The 16,008-nt window shown below is 42.7% G+C and carries 16 protein-coding genes; 4 read left to right on the top strand and 12 right to left on the bottom strand.

Annotation, left to right across the window (positions count from 1 at the left end; all coding sequences use genetic code 11):
• Positions 1-12: 12 nt before the first annotated feature.
• From H6G76_RS28365 to H6G76_RS28335, 7 genes are all read right to left on the bottom strand, one after another.
• Positions 13-1,395, bottom strand: coding sequence for an efflux RND transporter periplasmic adaptor subunit (locus H6G76_RS28365; protein ID WP_190708580.1), 1,383 nt, complete (start codon positions 1,393-1,395; stop codon positions 13-15).
• A gap of 65 nt (positions 1,396-1,460) precedes the next feature.
• On the bottom strand, positions 1,461-1,856 hold the full coding sequence (locus tag H6G76_RS28360; RefSeq protein WP_190708578.1) for an SCP-2 sterol transfer family protein: 396 nt from the start codon (positions 1,854-1,856) through the stop codon (positions 1,461-1,463).
• Positions 1,857-1,903: 47 nt separating this feature from the next.
• Positions 1,904-2,206 (bottom strand): helix-turn-helix transcriptional regulator, encoded by a 303-nt coding sequence (locus tag H6G76_RS28355; RefSeq protein ID WP_190708575.1) that lies wholly within the window; start codon positions 2,204-2,206, stop codon positions 1,904-1,906.
• 48 nt (positions 2,207-2,254) lie between these two features.
• A complete protein-coding gene (locus H6G76_RS28350; protein ID WP_190708573.1) occupies positions 2,255-3,574 on the bottom strand; it encodes an NAD(P)/FAD-dependent oxidoreductase in 1,320 nt (439 codons plus the stop codon).
• A 271-nt stretch (positions 3,575-3,845) separates the two neighbouring features.
• Complete coding sequence (locus H6G76_RS28345; protein WP_190708571.1) at positions 3,846-4,844, bottom strand: permease; 999 nt, start codon at positions 4,842-4,844, stop codon at positions 3,846-3,848.
• 12 nt (positions 4,845-4,856) lie between these two features.
• Entirely contained in the window at positions 4,857-5,099 is a 243-nt protein-coding gene (locus tag H6G76_RS28340; protein ID WP_152591293.1) for a thioredoxin family protein, read from the bottom strand.
• Between the two features lie 85 nt (positions 5,100-5,184).
• Entirely contained in the window at positions 5,185-5,862 is a 678-nt protein-coding gene (locus H6G76_RS28335) for a DsbA family protein (RefSeq protein ID WP_190708569.1), read from the bottom strand.
• A 496-nt stretch (positions 5,863-6,358) separates the two neighbouring features.
• Between H6G76_RS28335 and H6G76_RS28330 the strand changes: the two genes are divergently transcribed.
• Positions 6,359-6,622 carry a hypothetical protein gene (locus tag H6G76_RS28330; protein ID WP_190708567.1) on the top strand — a complete coding sequence of 88 codons (264 nt, stop codon included), beginning with the start codon at positions 6,359-6,361 and terminating at the stop codon, positions 6,620-6,622.
• A gap of 188 nt (positions 6,623-6,810) precedes the next feature.
• On the opposite strand, the gene psbA is transcribed toward H6G76_RS28330, so the two are convergent.
• The gene (gene psbA, locus H6G76_RS28325; protein ID WP_190708565.1) at positions 6,811-7,896 is read right to left on the bottom strand and encodes a photosystem II q(b) protein; all 1,086 of its coding nucleotides are present in this window, start codon (positions 7,894-7,896) and stop codon (positions 6,811-6,813) included.
• 184 nt (positions 7,897-8,080) lie between these two features.
• Positions 8,081-9,487, bottom strand: a complete 1,407-nt coding sequence (locus H6G76_RS28320) for an ATP-binding protein (protein WP_190708563.1) — start codon at positions 9,485-9,487, stop codon at positions 8,081-8,083.
• 152 nt (positions 9,488-9,639) lie between these two features.
• Between H6G76_RS28320 and H6G76_RS28315 the strand changes: the two genes are divergently transcribed.
• Positions 9,640-11,304, top strand: coding sequence for a response regulator (locus H6G76_RS28315; RefSeq protein ID WP_190708561.1), 1,665 nt, complete (start codon positions 9,640-9,642; stop codon positions 11,302-11,304).
• Positions 11,305-11,461: 157 nt separating this feature from the next.
• Here the strand turns inward: H6G76_RS28315 and H6G76_RS28310 are convergent, their stop codons facing one another.
• Complete coding sequence (locus tag H6G76_RS28310; RefSeq protein ID WP_190708559.1) at positions 11,462-11,944, bottom strand: dTDP-4-dehydrorhamnose 3,5-epimerase; 483 nt, start codon at positions 11,942-11,944, stop codon at positions 11,462-11,464.
• Between the two features lie 315 nt (positions 11,945-12,259).
• Positions 12,260-12,412, bottom strand: coding sequence for a lmo0937 family membrane protein (locus tag H6G76_RS28305; protein ID WP_190708557.1), 153 nt, complete (start codon positions 12,410-12,412; stop codon positions 12,260-12,262).
• A gap of 512 nt (positions 12,413-12,924) precedes the next feature.
• On the opposite strand from H6G76_RS28305, the gene H6G76_RS28300 reads away from it, so the two are divergent.
• The gene (locus H6G76_RS28300; protein ID WP_190708555.1) at positions 12,925-14,514 is read left to right on the top strand and encodes a B12-binding domain-containing radical SAM protein; all 1,590 of its coding nucleotides are present in this window, start codon (positions 12,925-12,927) and stop codon (positions 14,512-14,514) included.
• Positions 14,515-14,576: 62 nt separating this feature from the next.
• Here H6G76_RS28300 and H6G76_RS28295 read toward each other — a convergent pair whose 3' ends face one another.
• Positions 14,577-15,050 (bottom strand): hypothetical protein, encoded by a 474-nt coding sequence (locus H6G76_RS28295; protein WP_190708553.1) that lies wholly within the window; start codon positions 15,048-15,050, stop codon positions 14,577-14,579.
• Positions 15,051-15,615: 565 nt separating this feature from the next.
• On the opposite strand from H6G76_RS28295, the gene H6G76_RS28290 reads away from it, so the two are divergent.
• Positions 15,616-15,882 carry a hypothetical protein gene (locus tag H6G76_RS28290; protein WP_190708551.1) on the top strand — a complete coding sequence of 89 codons (267 nt, stop codon included), beginning with the start codon at positions 15,616-15,618 and terminating at the stop codon, positions 15,880-15,882.
• Positions 15,883-16,008: the final 126 nt, after the last annotated feature.

Genomic DNA, 16,008 nt, shown 5'->3' with positions numbered 1-16,008 from the left:
TTTCTCCACTCCCTATTGCTCAATTGCGATCGCTTGTCCGTCACTGAGTTGATTGATTTTGTTGGTAATGATGCGATCGCCACTCATCAATCCGGCAACAATCTCTACCTGTTTGTTTTGCACTTTCCCGACTTTTACCCAACGTAAAACAGCGATCGGTTGAGAGTCGCTTTTTTCTACCACATAAACCCCTTGTAATTGCCCCCGTTGCATCAAGACATCCGCAGGGATGAGCATTGTTTGCTGTTTTTCACCTAAAGGCAAAGTAATTCTCCCAAACATCCCAGAAATTAACCTGCCAGAATTGCTGAGAGGGATTTTGACCAAGAAACTGCGAGATTTTGGGTCTGCGGCTGGAACAATTTGTTGAATGGTAGTATTGAGAGTTTGATTGACGGCATCAAACCGTACTTTGACTGATTGACCAACACGCACGAAACGCAACTTCTCTTCCGGTACAGCAATCTCTAGCTGAAGTTTTTCTGGATTTTCGACTTTTAGCAATGGCGTTCCTGGAGTTGCCATTTCCCCTTCATAAGCCAACTTCTGAATCACAACTCCATTAAAGGGGGCAATTATTGTTCCGTAGCTTTCATTGATATCTGCGGAGGTGACACCAGATTCTGCCTGTTTGACAGCAGAACGGAACTGAGCGATCGCTGCTTGAGATTGACTAATTGCCGCTTCTGCTTGGCGAATCCCGGCGTTAATCTGAGCAACCTTAGACTTTGCCTGGGTGAGGACAGTGTTTGCCCGATCCAGTTGCTCTTGGGAAACAGCCCCATCTGCCCGCAGGGTTGCCATCCGCCTTTGATCGATAGTTGCTAACTGTAGCGCCGCCTGAGTCTCGATTTTTTGCTCCTCAAACTGATTCAACATTGCTTGAGAGCGCGATAATTCTGCTTGGTGTTGCATTACAACAGACTGAGCTTGAACAACCCCAGACTTCGCCTGATTGGTTTGGGCAGTCATATCTGTGACATCAATCTGAGCCAGAACTTCACCTTTACGAAAGCGATCGCCTGATTCTAGCGACAACTTGGTAATCCTTCCCATAACCCGCGTTGATAGGGTTGCCTGATCGACAGGGCGAATTGAACCAGAAAGTTCCAAAGTATTGACGATTGGTTGAGAACGAATAGTTAGGGTTTCAACTGCGATGGCTCCGCCCGCCGCAGGCATCGCTGGGACTAAGGCGGCTTCTGGTGAATGGGTAGAGCGAGTCAATTGCAGAATGCTCCAGGTTCCTCCTGCCAGCAGTAATGCACCTAAGAGCCATAATCCCCACCCTTGACGAGAAAGCCTTGGTGAAGGAGACTGTTTTTGCTCAGTTAATCCATCAATTGTTGTATCGACCGGTTCATTCCGCGATTCATCTGAGGTAGTGTGAGTCATAGAATCAAGTCTTTCTTCCTAGTAGTCATCGGGTACTGGAGTGATGAGGATGATGGGTAAATATCTCAAACTCTACTCATCACCGCAAATGATTTGATAAAAGGAGCTGCCATACGAGGATCTTTAATCATGGCGGTGTAATCTCCTACCCGAAATTGTAATTTTCGACTCATGTATGCCATGCTCAATCCCATCATGTTCAACCCTTTGGTTTTCCACTGTTGCCAGTGGTCGCAATCAGCGCGTAAATCCCAGTTAAGTTTTTGTCCGTCATAACTTTCGGCAGAAACCACTCGTCCTTCTTGAACGATCAGAACGCCCATCGGGTTTGGATTGTCCACAAAACCATAAGCGATCGCGGAATTAAAATGAATCTTCGCAAGGGCATCGGCTAGCTCAGGTTCTGCATTCCATTCTTGAGCAAAAGCCTGCATCCATTCGGCTGAAAATAAGTCTGCCATTGTTTTCTCCAACTTAATTTGCTAGTTAACCTTAGATTGAACGTAAATCATTCCTTCAAATGGTTGCGTAACTTTTGCCGATAAGAACAAAGTGCCAATAACTCAGTATCAATTACGCGGTAATAGCGCCATACCCCTTCTCGACGACACGCCACCACGCCAGCATCCTTCATCAATCGCAAATGTTTGGAGACATTGCCTTGAAGTAATCCTGTGTAACCACAAATTTCTTGCACACTGCGTTCCTGATTGCATAGGGCTGCTAGAATTTGCAGTCGGGTTGGTTCTGCCAGGATCTTAAATCGGCTTGCGAGTGCCTCTAGTTCACCAGGGTTGAAGGCAATTTCCATATCCCTTGCGTCACTCCAGTAAATTGCGATCGCAGCGATTAATCATCTTCATCCTTTTACCTGAATCAGTTGTGGGCTGGGAATAATCGGTTCCACTAGAGGCAGACCGATCACCCGAAAGGCCCAACGCTCAAACCAGGGAATCGTCCAGCCCAGGCGTAATTTCGTCAGAAAATATTTCTCGAATCCTGCTTTCATCCAAGATACCCAGATGCCGTCATAGGTTAAAGCCCGGTGGCGATGTCCTGTCTCATCTGGTAATAGTGGATCGGCCAAAAACAGCGCTCCAGTATCACCAAAATCCGCGAAGCAAATGGCTTGTAGAGTTGGTTTGTTCTGACATCCAGAAATCACCCCTAATTCCAGGGCAATATTATGGGCAACAGCCAGAGCCATTTCCTCGGACATCAATCCCACCTTGGGAGCGCCTGTAGGGATGGGGGTTTGCTCTACTGGTTTGAGTTGGGTGATCACTCCTACGGCGTAAATCGACTCAAAGTCAGGGTGACGATAGGTGGGCAATACAGGTATAAACCCCTTGGCATCGGTTAGCCCTGGTGCTTCACGTAAGAAGCGTGGCCCGCGAAACGGCGGCAAGACCATTATGTACTTAGCTGGAATCCTCCGCCCATCAGCCAGATAAACCGCGTCAGGTTCAAAATGGGAAATGGCAGTATTTTCCATTAGCTCAATTTCTCGATCTGCCATGAACTTGCGGATTAGCCACCGGGAGTTAGCCATACCGCCAATGCCCAGATGTCCGGCGTAGGGTTCGGAGGTAATGAAGGTAATCGGTATTTGCGATCGCTTTGACGTTGCGGTGCAATTTCGCAATCCCTTCTGCTTCAAAACGTGATGGATCAACAAGGCAAATTCATAGGCGGGGCCAAAACAACTTGCTCCCGGTGCTGCACCCACCACAACCGGGCCTGGATCGTCTAAAAATTTCTCCCACGCCACACCTGCCAACACAGCATGGTGCGGATTACAAACTGACTGGGTATAACCACCTTCTGGCCCTAATCCCGGTAGGGCATCCAGCGCCAGTTCTGGCCCCGTGGCAATAACGGCATAGTCGTAGTCCAGTGTTTGATTGCTCATCGTTATCTGACGAGATTTCGGATCAATGGCGGTGACGGCAGCATGAATAAACTCAATACCATGCCGAGGAAGAATCTTGGCTAAATCTAATTGAATGCGATCAAGGGACTTTAACCCCAATCCAACCCAAGGCAACGAAGGAACAAATGTAAACTTTGGTTGATTAGAAATGAGTGTAATTTGATGTTTACGTGGCAATGTATGCCTCAGTTCATAAGCAGCAGGCAATCCTCCCAGTCCAGCACCAATGACAATAACGCGAGCCATAATAACGACTCCTAAAGGTAATTTTTTAAGTTGAGTTTTTAATGCTTTCTGAACCCCATCTTTATTCAAAAGAGTTTTAGACGAGGTTTGAATTTAGACTAACATCATTATATTGCTATATAGTAATATTGTTGACAAATTGAAACGTTTCCAAATTTACCAGGCGATGCCTTCTCTACGAGACGCTACGCGTAGCTTGCTTCCCCGGAGGGGTACGGCGAGCGCAGCTATCGCTACTCCTGATTTCATCAGCCTGACTAAGTGGGGTAAGTCAATTAATTATGGCGTTGAATATATAACCAATACTGATAATGCCAATGGTCATTAACCCGACAAATACGGCTAATAATTGGGGTTGTAGCACTTTTTTGAGAATCACTATTTCAGGAAGAGATAGTGCTGTTACCGCCATTGTGAAAGCTAAAACTGTACCCATAGGCATTCCTTTATTTACCAAAGCTTCAGTAATTGGCATTACACCCGCAATGTTTGCATAGAGTGGAACACCTAAAATTACTGCAATCGGCACTGCAAAAGGATTATTCGCACCTGCATAGTGGGTAATAAAATCTGTCGGTACATAACCATGAATCCCTGCACCGATCGCAATTCCACCCACCACATAAAGCCAAACCGATCGCACAATTTCACTGGATTGGAATCTGCCTTGCTCAAATCTTTGTCCCCAGGTTAACGCCACTGGTTCTAGGGTTTCTTCATCTTCTAGAGGCTTTGCTTGACGAGATTTTTGCAGTTCCCAAACAAATGGTTCCACCCATTTTTCTAATTTCAGGAGTCCGATGATATATCCAGAGGCGATCGCTAAACCCACGCCAAAGCCAATGTAGATCAGCGTCACCTTCAACCCAAACAATCCCCAGAGAAGGATAACAGCAACCTCATTTACCATTGGCGCTGCCATCAGATAAGAAAAGGTCACGCCTAAAGGTACACCTGCTTCCAAAAAGCCGATAAACAAAGGAACCGCAGAACAAGAACAGAATGGTGTGACGATTCCTACTATTGCCGCCAAAATATTTCCTGCAAAAGTGCGCTTTCCTTCTAGCAAAGAACGAACGCGCTCTGGTTCTAAAAAGCTTTGAAATGTTCCAACAATGAAGCTAATTAGAATCAGTAATGTTAAGACTTTTGGCACATCATAAAGAAAGAAGTGCAGACTCGATCCTAAATGCGATGAAATCGACAAGCCCAAGATTTGAGTAATGATCTGGGTTGCCAACCAATTAAAAGGATAAAACGGATCGAACATGAATTTGCCTCTTTAACGCTGCAATAGGGGCTGAATTTGTTCAGCACTGATTACTTGACCTTTGCTGACAACTTTGCCATTGATTGTCATAGCGGGAGTAGACATCACACCTCGTTTAGCAATTTCGATTGGGTCGGTAATATGTGAAACTTCAGCAGTTAAATTGAGATTAGTTACAGCTTCTTTAGCATTTGCCTCTAACTGTTGGCATTTTTTGCAGCCTGTACCCAAAATTTCAATCTTGATAGCATTCATTACGTGACTCCCTTTTTGTGTTTTCTAATTTAGTTCCGTCAACATCGACTTTACCAGTCAACTAAATGGCAATCGCTCAACATACTTAACACCAGGATTGCTCTCCTGGAGGATTGTGTAGTAACTCCCGAATATTGGCTTCAATGACTCGATAGCCCACATTGCCGTTGAGTCTCTGCCGTCCTTCATTAAAAATTAGGGTGGGGCTGACTGTAACCGTATGTTCTTTAACTAATTCAAAATCCTGGGATAGCTTGGCATAAGCCTCACCACTATCGATCTGAGCTTGGATAGCTGCGATCGGTAGTTTTAATTCCTCCGCAATTCCAAATTGCACCTTGCGGTCAGAAACATCTGCCAGTTGGGTAAAAAACGCCTCCCGAAATGCCCAGGTTATTTTTTCAAATATCTGTTGATCTCCCTCTACTAAACCCTTCGCTTCTAGTAATTCAATCGCATGAAGAAACAAATGACAGGATGTCGATGAAGGTGGTGTAACGTGAGTCCAAATATCAGGATGAACGGTAATGTGATCGAACTTTTTCGCAACCTCTTGGACATGATTGCTATATCCTTGCAAACCACCGCGATCGCGCCATCGGTTTTCCAGCTTTTCACGAGCAACGCCAAAGACGGGGACAAAGTGCTGTGCGAGCATAATTTTGTCTTGAAAGGTTGTTTTCAACTCATCCAAACGAATTTGGGCAATATAAGCCCAAACGCAGAGAACATCGGAAAAGTAAAAAATACGAATCGGTTCCATATCACTTCATCCTCTGAGAAAACCCTTAGTACAATTATGCAATAAGCAACTCTCAAGGATTAATTTTTTTTTATATTCTCTTTTATTATAACCCTTAAATGATTGGGATATTTTAATATCAAGACTTGTGTATTTATAATATAAATCATGTAATTCATATAGTATTCAAGCATAATTTAAAACAATCAAATGTCACATTTTTTTTTGTGATTAATTAATTCTCCATAGCTACTTTGGAAATACCCATTATGGATCAATACGGTTCAGTTAAGCCTAAAACTCTTTGTCAAAGTCAATTTTTTTAACGAACCGCCAAGGACGCAAAGAGAAGAAATAAATGCTTAACTGAACTGTATTGCATTATGGATTGTTAGCCAAATGATGAAGAATGGTGCAGCGTGAGAAAGTTCTATCAGATAACGATATAAATCTTTATTAATCTACTATCGCCCTTAGTTAAAACACCTGCGAGTGCTACCCATTTTAGTAGAAATTTATGAAGTTTAAAAAGTCAATCCAAACTCTACTGCTCGGAATTGTTTTGTTGTTCTGTCTCTTTTTAAGCATTCAAAAAAACTTGATGGTATCGGAAATTTCCACTTCATTAGACTCAATGGCTGAAACCGATATTCTGTCAGATCAGAAAGGATTTCCTAAATTGGAATCAGCCATAGATCAGTATCTCATGTCAATACCATCGGGATATTACACGATTGCTAAGGTTGAAGAGTTAAAAAGTTTGATGGCAAACCGTCAATAGTAATATATTATCCAGGCTGAAGTTAGTTTTTTATGGCTGTTGCGCCATCGCTTCCAGTGGGGCGTAGCCCATCGCCAAACAATAATTTTTCCCTTGCAGCAAAGCCATTTTGATAAAAAAGCAACCCAAACCATTTGGGTTGCTGACATTGTTTTTGAGGAGTTAGAACGAACTGAATTCAGAATTAATTAACCGTGAATAGCAGGAGCAACTAAAGCTACAGGTTGAATATCTCCAGCCGCTAAATCTAAGGGGAAGTTGTGAACGTTGCGTTCGTGCATTGTTTCCATTCCCAAGTTAGCCCGGTTTAAAACATCAGCCCAAGTATTAATTACACGACCTTGAGCATCAAGAACAGAGTTATTAAAGTTCAAACCATTGAGGTTAAAGGCGAAAGAAGATACAGCTAAGGCAGCGCACCAGATACCAATTACTGGCCAAGCACCTAAAAAGAAGTGTAAAGCACGACTATTGTTAAAAGATGCGTATTGAAAGATCAATCTGCCGAAGTAACCGTGAGCCGCAACAATATTGTAAGTTTCTTCTTCTTGACCGAATTTGTAACCGTAGTTTTGGGATTCAATTTCAGAGGTTTCCCGAACTAAAGACGAAGTGACTAGAGAACCATGCATGGCAGCGAATAAAGCACCACCGAAGACACCTGCTACGCCCAACATATGTAATGGGTGCATGAGAACGTTGTGTTCGGCTTGCAGTACAAACATGAAGTTAAAAGTACCACTAATCCCTAAAGGCAAACCATCAGAAAAGGAACCTTGACCCACAGAGTAGACTAATAGTACCGCAGTGGCAGCAGCAACAGGTGCGCTGTAGGCGATAGAAATCCAAGGACGCATCCCTAAGCGGTAAGATAATTCCCATTGCCGACCCATGTAGCAGAAAATACCAATCAGGAAATGGAAAATAATCAACTGGTAAGGGCCACCATTATATAACCACTCATCTAAGCTAGCCGCTTCCCAAATGGGGTAAAAGTGCAGACCAATAGCATTGGAACTAGGCACAACCGCAGCAGTAATGATGTTATTGCCATAAAGTAAAGCACCAGCGACAGGTTCGCGAATACCATCTATGTCTACAGGTGGTGCAGCAATGAAAGCGATGATGAAACAAATGGTTGCTGTTAAGAGTGTGGGAATCATCAGTACACCAAACCAACCAATGTACATACGGTTGTCAGTACTGGTAATCCAATTGCAAAATTTCTCCCAAAGATTGTTACTACTTTGGCGTTGTTGCAGAGAAATAGTCATAATGTTTAATTCCGAGGTTAATCGTTGTTCAAGGCAAGTTAACCTTATGTTCTATATAACCATATAGTTATATGGTTTGTCAATCAAACTAATATATTGTTTTAAAACTATTTAAATAGGCCGTGAGTTTGCACTGTGACAAGCGGACTATGACTTACCATGAACTAAAATAAGCGTTCAAAAGTCATGGAGTCCCATGCTGAACGATTGGCAAACAAACAGTAAACTGAGTTTTGCCTGCTTTGGATGCTAGTGTTATTGTTCCTTGATGGCGAATTTCGACAATTCGACGCACTACTTCTAAGCCCAAACCTGACCCTTTGCCAACGGGCTTTGTCGTAAAAAATGGTTCAAAAATTCGTGATTGGATTTCTGGTGGGATACCTGAACCCGAATCTATAATTTGTACTTCAATGCGATCGCTGTGGTGGCTCGTAAGAATTTCAAGCACGCCTTTGTCTTCCATTGCATCAATCGCATTATCAATTAAATTTGTCCATACCTGATTTAATTCGCTGCCATACGCCCAGATTTTAGGAATTGCTGGAGCGTAGGAACGACGAATTTCTACACCATGCTTCAGTTTGTAGGAAAATAATCGTAGTGTATCCTCTAGCCCTTGATGCACATCAACTAGTTGTCGCGCACCCTGGTCTAAATGAGAATAAGACTTCATCGACTGTACTAATTCAGCAATGCGTTCTGCACCATGCAATCCACTGGCGGTCATTGACATTACTTCAAACGAGAGTGCCAACCAACGCAGCCCTATGTCACGCATTTGAGTTAAATCATCTCGCCATTGAGTGGTTAATTGTGAGAGGGTTTCAATTGTAATACCGCTTTCAGCTAGCGGTTGTGCCAGTTTCCAGGCATCCTCCACGCCGTAATCTTCCAACCAATTCAGCATTTGGTCTTCGCGTTCGTTTAAACTCATCGGATCAATCCGTTTGTGGACAATTGCCTCATACCCTTCATCACGTGCTTTGAGCCATTCTTGTGTATGTGCTTCATCAATTTGGTGTCGTCCAACGACTAAATTCATGTGTTGTAATTCCACTAATGCAGGGGTAACATCTCGTAAAGCGCGAACCAATGCTGCTGCGGGATTATTTAGTTCGTGTGCCAGTCCTGCTGCTAGGGTACCCAAAGCTGCCATTTTTTCCCGGTTGCGGATGAAAGACTCTAATCCACGCGATCGCTTTGCCACACTTTGAAAAATCATCTGCTCAAAGGTGCGGCACTCATGGAGCAATGTCAGGAAATCGTCAGCTGATAGTTCATAAAAATGACAGTCTGTGATTGCTCTGGCAGTCACAGGGGCAGGTTCGCCAGTTAAGACTGGAATTTCACCAAAAAAGCTAGGAGCTTCATGTTGTCCAATCGGTATTTCCAGTCCCTCACTTCGTCGGGTTAACCCCATACGACCACACAATAGAATAAAAAATCCCTGCGGGGGGTCGCCTTCCTTTACCAATACCTCATCAGTATTTAAGTCAATCGTTTTGGCGCGCTCACAGATCCAGTCGAGGCGGTTTCTTGGCAAGGCTTGAAACAATTCCAGAGTCAGCAGTTCTTCAAGACAAAGCATAATTTCCTCGTCTGCTGGGATAGCATAATAAAGCTTTTCCTTATCAAAGCCGACTGTCGTGCATTTGAAACTCAGCCTTTAGATAGAATCGCTTTATTAGTATCTAGCTTTAGGCTGAGAGCGCAGCTGGTTAAATTTTGGAGAGCAAGCGCGTGGCAAAACCAGTTATTCTCAGCGTTGATGACGATCCCGATGTGCTGCAAGCGATCGCGCGAGACTTGCGAAAAGAATATGGCGATCGCTTTCGGATTATGCGAGCCGACTCCGGCGTAACTGCATTAGATATCTTAAAACAACTAAAGATTCGCAATGAAACTGTTGCCACATTTGTTGTCGATCAACGAATGCCGCTCATGAGTGGGGTGGAATTTTTGGAACAGGCGATAGTTCTGTTTCCTAATGCCAAGCGAGTTTTGCTGACTGCTTACGCAGATACTGATGCGGCTATTCGTGCCATTAATAACGCTAAACTCGACTATTATCTGCTCAAACCTTGGAACCCGCCAGAAGAACGTCTGTATCCGGTGCTGGATGATTTGATTGATGATTGGCTAGCAGATTATAGTCCACCGTTTGAAGGTATTCGGGTAGTAGGAAACCGTTGGTCGCCACAGTCACACCAAGTAAAAGATTTTTTGGCACGCAATCAAATTCCTTATCAATGGATGGATGTAGAGTTAGAAAAAGAAGCAAATCAACTATTGACTTATACTAAACCCGATGGTGTGCAAAGCTTACCATTAGTATTATTTCCAGATGGCTCTACACTCATACAACCAACAAATCTGCAAATTGCTGAACATATTGGATTGCGAACTCAGGCAGAACGTCCATTTTATGATTTGGCAATTGTTGGGGGTGGCCCGGCTGGACTGGCTGCGGCTGTTTATGGTGCATCCGAAGGACTCAGCACCGTGATGATTGAAAAAGAAGCACCAGGTGGACAAGCAGGCTCAAGTTCTCGCATCGAAAATTATCTGGGCTTTCCTATAGGATTAAGTGGTGCAGATTTAGCGCGTCGGGCAGTAACGCAGGCAAAACGCTTTGGAGTCGAAATTTTGACCCCGCAAACAGTAATCGGGGTTCGGATTCAAAACCCCTATCGGGTGATTTTACTGGCAGATGGTAGTGAGATCAGTTGTCATGCACTGTTGATTGCGACAGGAGTATCGTACCGCAAGCTGAATATTCCAGGTGAGGATCATCTGTGTGGTGCTGGTGTTTATTATGGTGCGGCAATGACCGAAGCAATTGCCTGTCAAGGTGAAGAAGTATTTGTTATTGGCGGTGCGAACTCGGCTGGACAGGCGGCGATTCACTTCGCCAAGTATGCCCACTCGGTGACAATGTTAGTACGTGCTGATTCGCTTGCCAAAAGTATGTCGCAATACCTGATTGACCAGATAACAGCCACACAGAACATTACTGTCCGCACTCAAACTAAAGTTGTGGAAGTCAAGGGGGAAAAAAATTTAGAAGCTGTCGTACTAATAAATGACCAAACAGGAGCAATTGAAACTGTACCAGCAAAGTCACTGTTTATTTTCATTGGCGCTCGTCCCCAAACTGATTGGCTAGATGGCATCGTCGAACGCGATGAGAATGGTTTTATTCTAGCGGGTGCTGATTTAATCCGAGACAAGCGTCGTCCCAAAGGGTGGACATTGGAACGAGATCCTTTTCTATTAGAAACTAGTGTGCCTGGTATTTTTGTAGCCGGTGATGTGCGCTATGCCTCAGTAAAACGAGTGGCATCTGGTGTTGGAGAGGGTAGCGTGTGCGTACAGTTTATACATCGCTACCTAGCTAAAGTATGATTATTAACATTAGATCATGTCAGTCCCAGCTTTGTTGTCTAGTAACAGGCGATCTTCCCCACTCTCGAACACAAGCTTAATAGTAAGTCTGCTGATAATCCCTACTGTTCTTCCTTGCAGAGAAAATGCTGTTGCTTTGTGCTTTGTGCCATAGCACTCAACTAGGGTTTACCTCAAGAACATCTGTCGATCGCTGGATTAACTCTTTTTGCTTTGTTGCTTCCAATTGTTTCAACGCCAGAGTTGCCGCTTCTAAATCGTAAGGAAAAGGTCTACGACAAGTCATATAATCCCTTTCTTGAGGAGGACGATGGCGCAGTACGGCATTCACCACTAAACATGGTTGCGAACTTAAATTAATTGCACCGTGCAGAACTCCAGGAGGAATAGTCACTACTACAGGATAGTCTTCACTTAAAGGAATATACTGATATTGCTTATTAATTAAAGATACGAGTACGACTTGTCCTTTGACGACAAGTAATTGGTCAGTTTGTGACTTATGAACAAATAAATCATCTATCGTATTGGGTGCAATTTGGGCCAGAATGGTTTCATGACTGGTTTGAAGAGTAAAGAACTCAACCATTCCGCCCTTAATTGACTCTAACTGACGGATTTTGATTTCCCTAATACCCATAAAAAATCCTCACAGAGCATCTGATAGATAAAAGTTATACATTTCATCTTAGATACTCAAAAAGAAAAAATTGTGTTTAAAATAACCAATTATGGTAGAGTTACTTAAATTTACTCAGAATTTTTCATAACTTACGAAGTAGAAGTGTATTAACATACTCTGAAAGTGACAGAAGCTGTTCAGGAGCGATCGCTCACTATGGATGAAAGAAACCATACTGTTTGCAGCCAGAACTTTAACTCGTTTACAGAGTCTATCGGTTGATTTTTGACAGGTTTTAATTAAAAAAATACTGGATTTTTCCGAGTTATTTCTTTATACATCACGAGCTTTGAAAAAATTGTAGATAGCAAGGGCAATGGCTATAAGCAACGCCATATGAATTAAATTTCCCGCAATATGAAACACTAGCCCTAATACCCAAAAAGCTACCAGCAAAACCACGATACCCCAAAGTATACTCAACATATATTTATTATTTTGTTAAGGTAAATTAAATTGATTTATATTTTAATTCTTAGTTCTACTTGACTCTATTTGTCTTTAGACTGATCTAGAAGCTTAAATCATCTTCCGCAAGAAAGATAATTAAAATCAAACTAATAATTGAAAGTGCGATCGCCTTCACTCCCAAACGCCAGCTTCATGTAAGTCTTCACTGTTTCAGTTTTCATTTGCAAGTCAAAGGTAAACTATCGAGTTTTTGAGCCACAGTGGAGAGAGGTTTTGCTGCTATGGTTAGGAAGAGAAGCAGTTCTCTCTAATAAAATTTTAGGCTGTAGTCTTATTCCTTTAGAGAGAGAGGTTAAAGTTGCCTTAGTTTTAATATTCTATGTATCTAAGCTCGTAGTGCAGAGATTAAAGCTATCAAAGCTACTTATAGACGTTAATTTATTTGGAGGAGTATTTGAGTTCTAGAACGGATCACATTAGCTATTGATGGGTGTTCGAGATACCAGAAGTTTTGGAACAAGGATTTTATGAAAGTATTATTGCTCTACCCTCAGTTCCCGCAATCTTTTTGGTCTTATGATCGCTTCATGGAAATCGCTGGACTCAAAGCCGTATTGCCTCCTTTGGGAATTATTACAGTAGCAGCACTTCTCCCTAAAGACTGGGAAATTAGATTTTGCGATCGCAACGTCAATCTGGAAACTGAAGCTGATTGGGAGTGGTGTGACCTCGTTATCCTTTCCGCAATGCTAGTGCAGAAACCAGATTTTCATGCCCTAATTCAAAAAGCAGTGCGCTTAGGCAAAAAAATTGCAGTTGGTGGCCCTTACCCGACATCGATCCCCCAAGATGCTCTAAACTCTGGAGCGGATTATTTGATTTTGGATGAGGGTGAGTTGACAGTTCCTCAGTTTCTGGAAGCCCTCAACCAAGGTCAAGAACAAGGAATCTTTCGCTCTCTAGAAAAACCTGATGTCAGCCAAAGCCCGATGCCGCGTTTTGACTTGCTGCAACGGGATGCTTACTTGATGATGGCTATCCAGTTTTCTCGCGGTTGCCCCTTCAACTGCGAGTTTTGCGATATTATTACACTCTACGGTCGCAAACCCCGCACAAAAGAACCTCAGCAAACCATAGCCGAGTTACAGGCTCTTTATGATTTAGGCTGGCGAGGGTCACTGTTCATCGTTGACGACAACTTTATTGGCAATCAGCGTAACGTCAAACGCTTCCTGCGAGAGTTAATTCCTTGGGTGAAGCAGCATAACTATCCCTTCACCTTCATCACAGAAGCTTCTGTGAATTTGGCTGAAGATGATGAACTGTTGCAATTAATGAGTGAAGCAGGTTTCTATGCAGTTTTTCTCGGCATAGAGACTCCTGACCAAGACAGCCTGCAAGTAACACAAAAACTGCAAAATACTCGCCATCCACTCGTGGAAGCCTGCCGCAAGATCAATGAAGCAGGAATGCTGATTTATGCAGGGTTTATTCTTGGTTTTGATGGAGAACGCCCAGGAGCCGGAGAACGAATTCAAGCTTTTGTAGAACAAACTAGTATTCCTCAACCGATGTTGGGCATCCTTCAAGCTTTGCCTAATACTGCTTTATGGAACCGTCTGCAAAACGAGCAGCGTTTATTAGAGAGTAAGGGTATTGGTGGCACTGAAGTGGGCGACCAAAATACCTTAATGAATTTCATCCCCACCCGTTCTATTGATGAAATCGCTAGAGAGTATGTAGAAGGCTTATGGATGTTATACGAACCTAGCAACTATCTCAGACGTTGTTTTCAGCAATGCCTGAGTATTGGCTCCCTAGAAAAGCGAAAGCAAACCATGCAATTTTCTCCAGGTAAGGGCTTGCGGCTCGTTGCTCAGTTAATCTGGCATCAAGGCTTACGGCGACCAGAAATTCGGGGGCAATTTTGGCAACAACTATGGGCTATTGTGTTGACAAAGCCTCAAGTTCTCAATATGTATTTAGGGCTATGCGCTGCTGGAGAACATTTTTGGGAGTACCGCGCTTTAGCTAGGGAACGGATTACTCAACAATTAGGCTACGATCCACTCAATGTCTCTGTGTTACCTAAGCCAGAACCAATGCTGATCAAATAGAGCAGTTTGGTTCTAGAGATTGGCAACTGAATCAGAAAACCATCGACGAGAGGCAAAGTCAGCTAGTTCAAGAAAAATTTGCTTGAGATTGGGTCTTGTTTGAGAGATTGAAGGAAATCTTTCAAAGTTATGAGTTTGCCATTTAAGGTGAACTTAGGAGTGCCATTTTGAGAAACAATGATCACTTCACCGTCTTGGATCTGAATCTTATTCTTAATGCTCTCCCAGAGAGTATCGAAGCTTTCATCATCCTGGCGACCATTAACTTCAAGGAAATTTTGACGCACTTCGGTTTTGAGCGATCGCGCTTCTGCTGCTTGAATGCGCGCCTCAAAATGCTTAATTACATCCTCATAACTACTCTCTCTCAAGATTTTATTTTCTAGCTGAACTTGCTCTAACTCAGTTTTTACGGCTTGTAGTTGTGAAATCAAAGCTGCTGATCTCTGGTATTCAAGTTTTAAAGCTTCCTTAGCAGCAGCTAATAAGACTGGATAATCTAGTTGCTTTTCAGGTTGAATGTTTTCAGATTTCATATTTATCTCCTAATCGTACTTATTTAGTAAACATCTCTAGAAATTAAAAAATTAAATATGCGTGCAATATCTCAGTCAAGAAATATTTACAGCAATGTTCATCCCAATGGTTATACCATTTCACCAAATAAATGATCCAAATAATTTCTCCTCTGCCCCTCTGCTCCCCTGCGGTCAATTTGTATCAAATTTAAAGTGAAACGGTATTACATTCCTCTAGTACATCACAGCGGAAAAAGCAGACAATTGAAAAATCCTAAACAGCTTATTCAATCATGCTTTTGACTGTTGATTTTTAAATTTTGACTTCCGCTTTGCGGTACTAGCCTCTGTTCCCTATCTACTTGTACTGCACTCAACCGAAAAATGCTGTATTATTTTTCTAACATCAAAATTAAATAATATTTTGAGTTTATTATTTGCAACTTCAGAAAAAATCAAAATAATAAACTATACTTAAAACATTAGAAGAAGCGACAACATTTATCATTGCGAAGCAAATAAGAAGACAGATTATGCTTTGGGTCAGAGAATTACTAATACAAAAGTTTACCCATAAAATATAATGAGTCACTGGCTAAGTATTGCCTTTGTAGCTTATCTCATGGGAGCGGCGATTGAAGGGATAGGTACAGCTAGTCAGCTATCTCATTCATTGCCCGAAATATCTAAAAATACCCGACCCCAGTTATCAAAGTCTGCTAATCAATTTGAACAGAACTGGCGTATTTTTGTTGCCATTGGTACTGTAACTGTTTGTGGAGCTTGCATTTGGCCTTGCCGTCTGCTTCACCGTTTAATTAAAAGGAAAGTTTCATCTGAGGACTCGTAAGACTGAAGTATCTCGATATCATGCTTAAGTAGAGGGACATAAATAATTGTAATTAGGAGAAGGCAGGAGGCAGGAGGACGACACTTTGCTCAAGTCGGGAAACCCGCCCACGCAAGTGTCTCCAGA

The organism is Nostoc sp. FACHB-152, assembly GCF_014697475.1.
In the GTDB taxonomy this organism is placed as follows: Bacteria; Cyanobacteriota; Cyanobacteriia; order Cyanobacteriales; family Nostocaceae; genus Nostoc_B.
The sequence above is the reverse complement of the archived record's forward strand: the minus strand, read 5'-3'. Positions and strand labels throughout refer to the sequence as shown.

Excerpts from the sequence above, each read along its gene's own strand:
- H6G76_RS28365 (WP_190708580.1), bottom strand. The coding sequence starts at position 1,395 with ATGACTCACACTACCTCAGATGAATCGCGGAATGAACCGGTCGATACA.
- H6G76_RS28360 (WP_190708578.1), bottom strand. The coding sequence starts at position 1,856 with ATGGCAGACTTATTTTCAGCCGAATGGATGCAGGCTTTTGCTCAAGAA.
- H6G76_RS28355 (WP_190708575.1), bottom strand. The coding sequence starts at position 2,206 with ATGGAAATTGCCTTCAACCCTGGTGAACTAGAGGCACTCGCAAGCCGA.
- H6G76_RS28350 (WP_190708573.1), bottom strand. The coding sequence starts at position 3,574 with ATGGCTCGCGTTATTGTCATTGGTGCTGGACTGGGAGGATTGCCTGCT.
- H6G76_RS28345 (WP_190708571.1), bottom strand. The coding sequence starts at position 4,844 with ATGTTCGATCCGTTTTATCCTTTTAATTGGTTGGCAACCCAGATCATT.
- H6G76_RS28340 (WP_152591293.1), bottom strand. The coding sequence starts at position 5,099 with ATGAATGCTATCAAGATTGAAATTTTGGGTACAGGCTGCAAAAAATGC.
- H6G76_RS28335 (WP_190708569.1), bottom strand. The coding sequence starts at position 5,862 with ATGGAACCGATTCGTATTTTTTACTTTTCCGATGTTCTCTGCGTTTGG.
- H6G76_RS28330 (WP_190708567.1), top strand. The coding sequence starts at position 6,359 with ATGAAGTTTAAAAAGTCAATCCAAACTCTACTGCTCGGAATTGTTTTG.
- psbA (WP_190708565.1), bottom strand. The coding sequence starts at position 7,896 with ATGACTATTTCTCTGCAACAACGCCAAAGTAGTAACAATCTTTGGGAG.
- H6G76_RS28320 (WP_190708563.1), bottom strand. The coding sequence starts at position 9,487 with ATGCTTTGTCTTGAAGAACTGCTGACTCTGGAATTGTTTCAAGCCTTG.
- H6G76_RS28310 (WP_190708559.1), bottom strand. The coding sequence starts at position 11,944 with ATGGGTATTAGGGAAATCAAAATCCGTCAGTTAGAGTCAATTAAGGGC.
- H6G76_RS28305 (WP_190708557.1), bottom strand. The coding sequence starts at position 12,412 with ATGTTGAGTATACTTTGGGGTATCGTGGTTTTGCTGGTAGCTTTTTGG.
- H6G76_RS28300 (WP_190708555.1), top strand. The coding sequence starts at position 12,925 with ATGAAAGTATTATTGCTCTACCCTCAGTTCCCGCAATCTTTTTGGTCT.
- H6G76_RS28295 (WP_190708553.1), bottom strand. The coding sequence starts at position 15,050 with ATGAAATCTGAAAACATTCAACCTGAAAAGCAACTAGATTATCCAGTC.
- H6G76_RS28290 (WP_190708551.1), top strand. The coding sequence starts at position 15,616 with ATGAGTCACTGGCTAAGTATTGCCTTTGTAGCTTATCTCATGGGAGCG.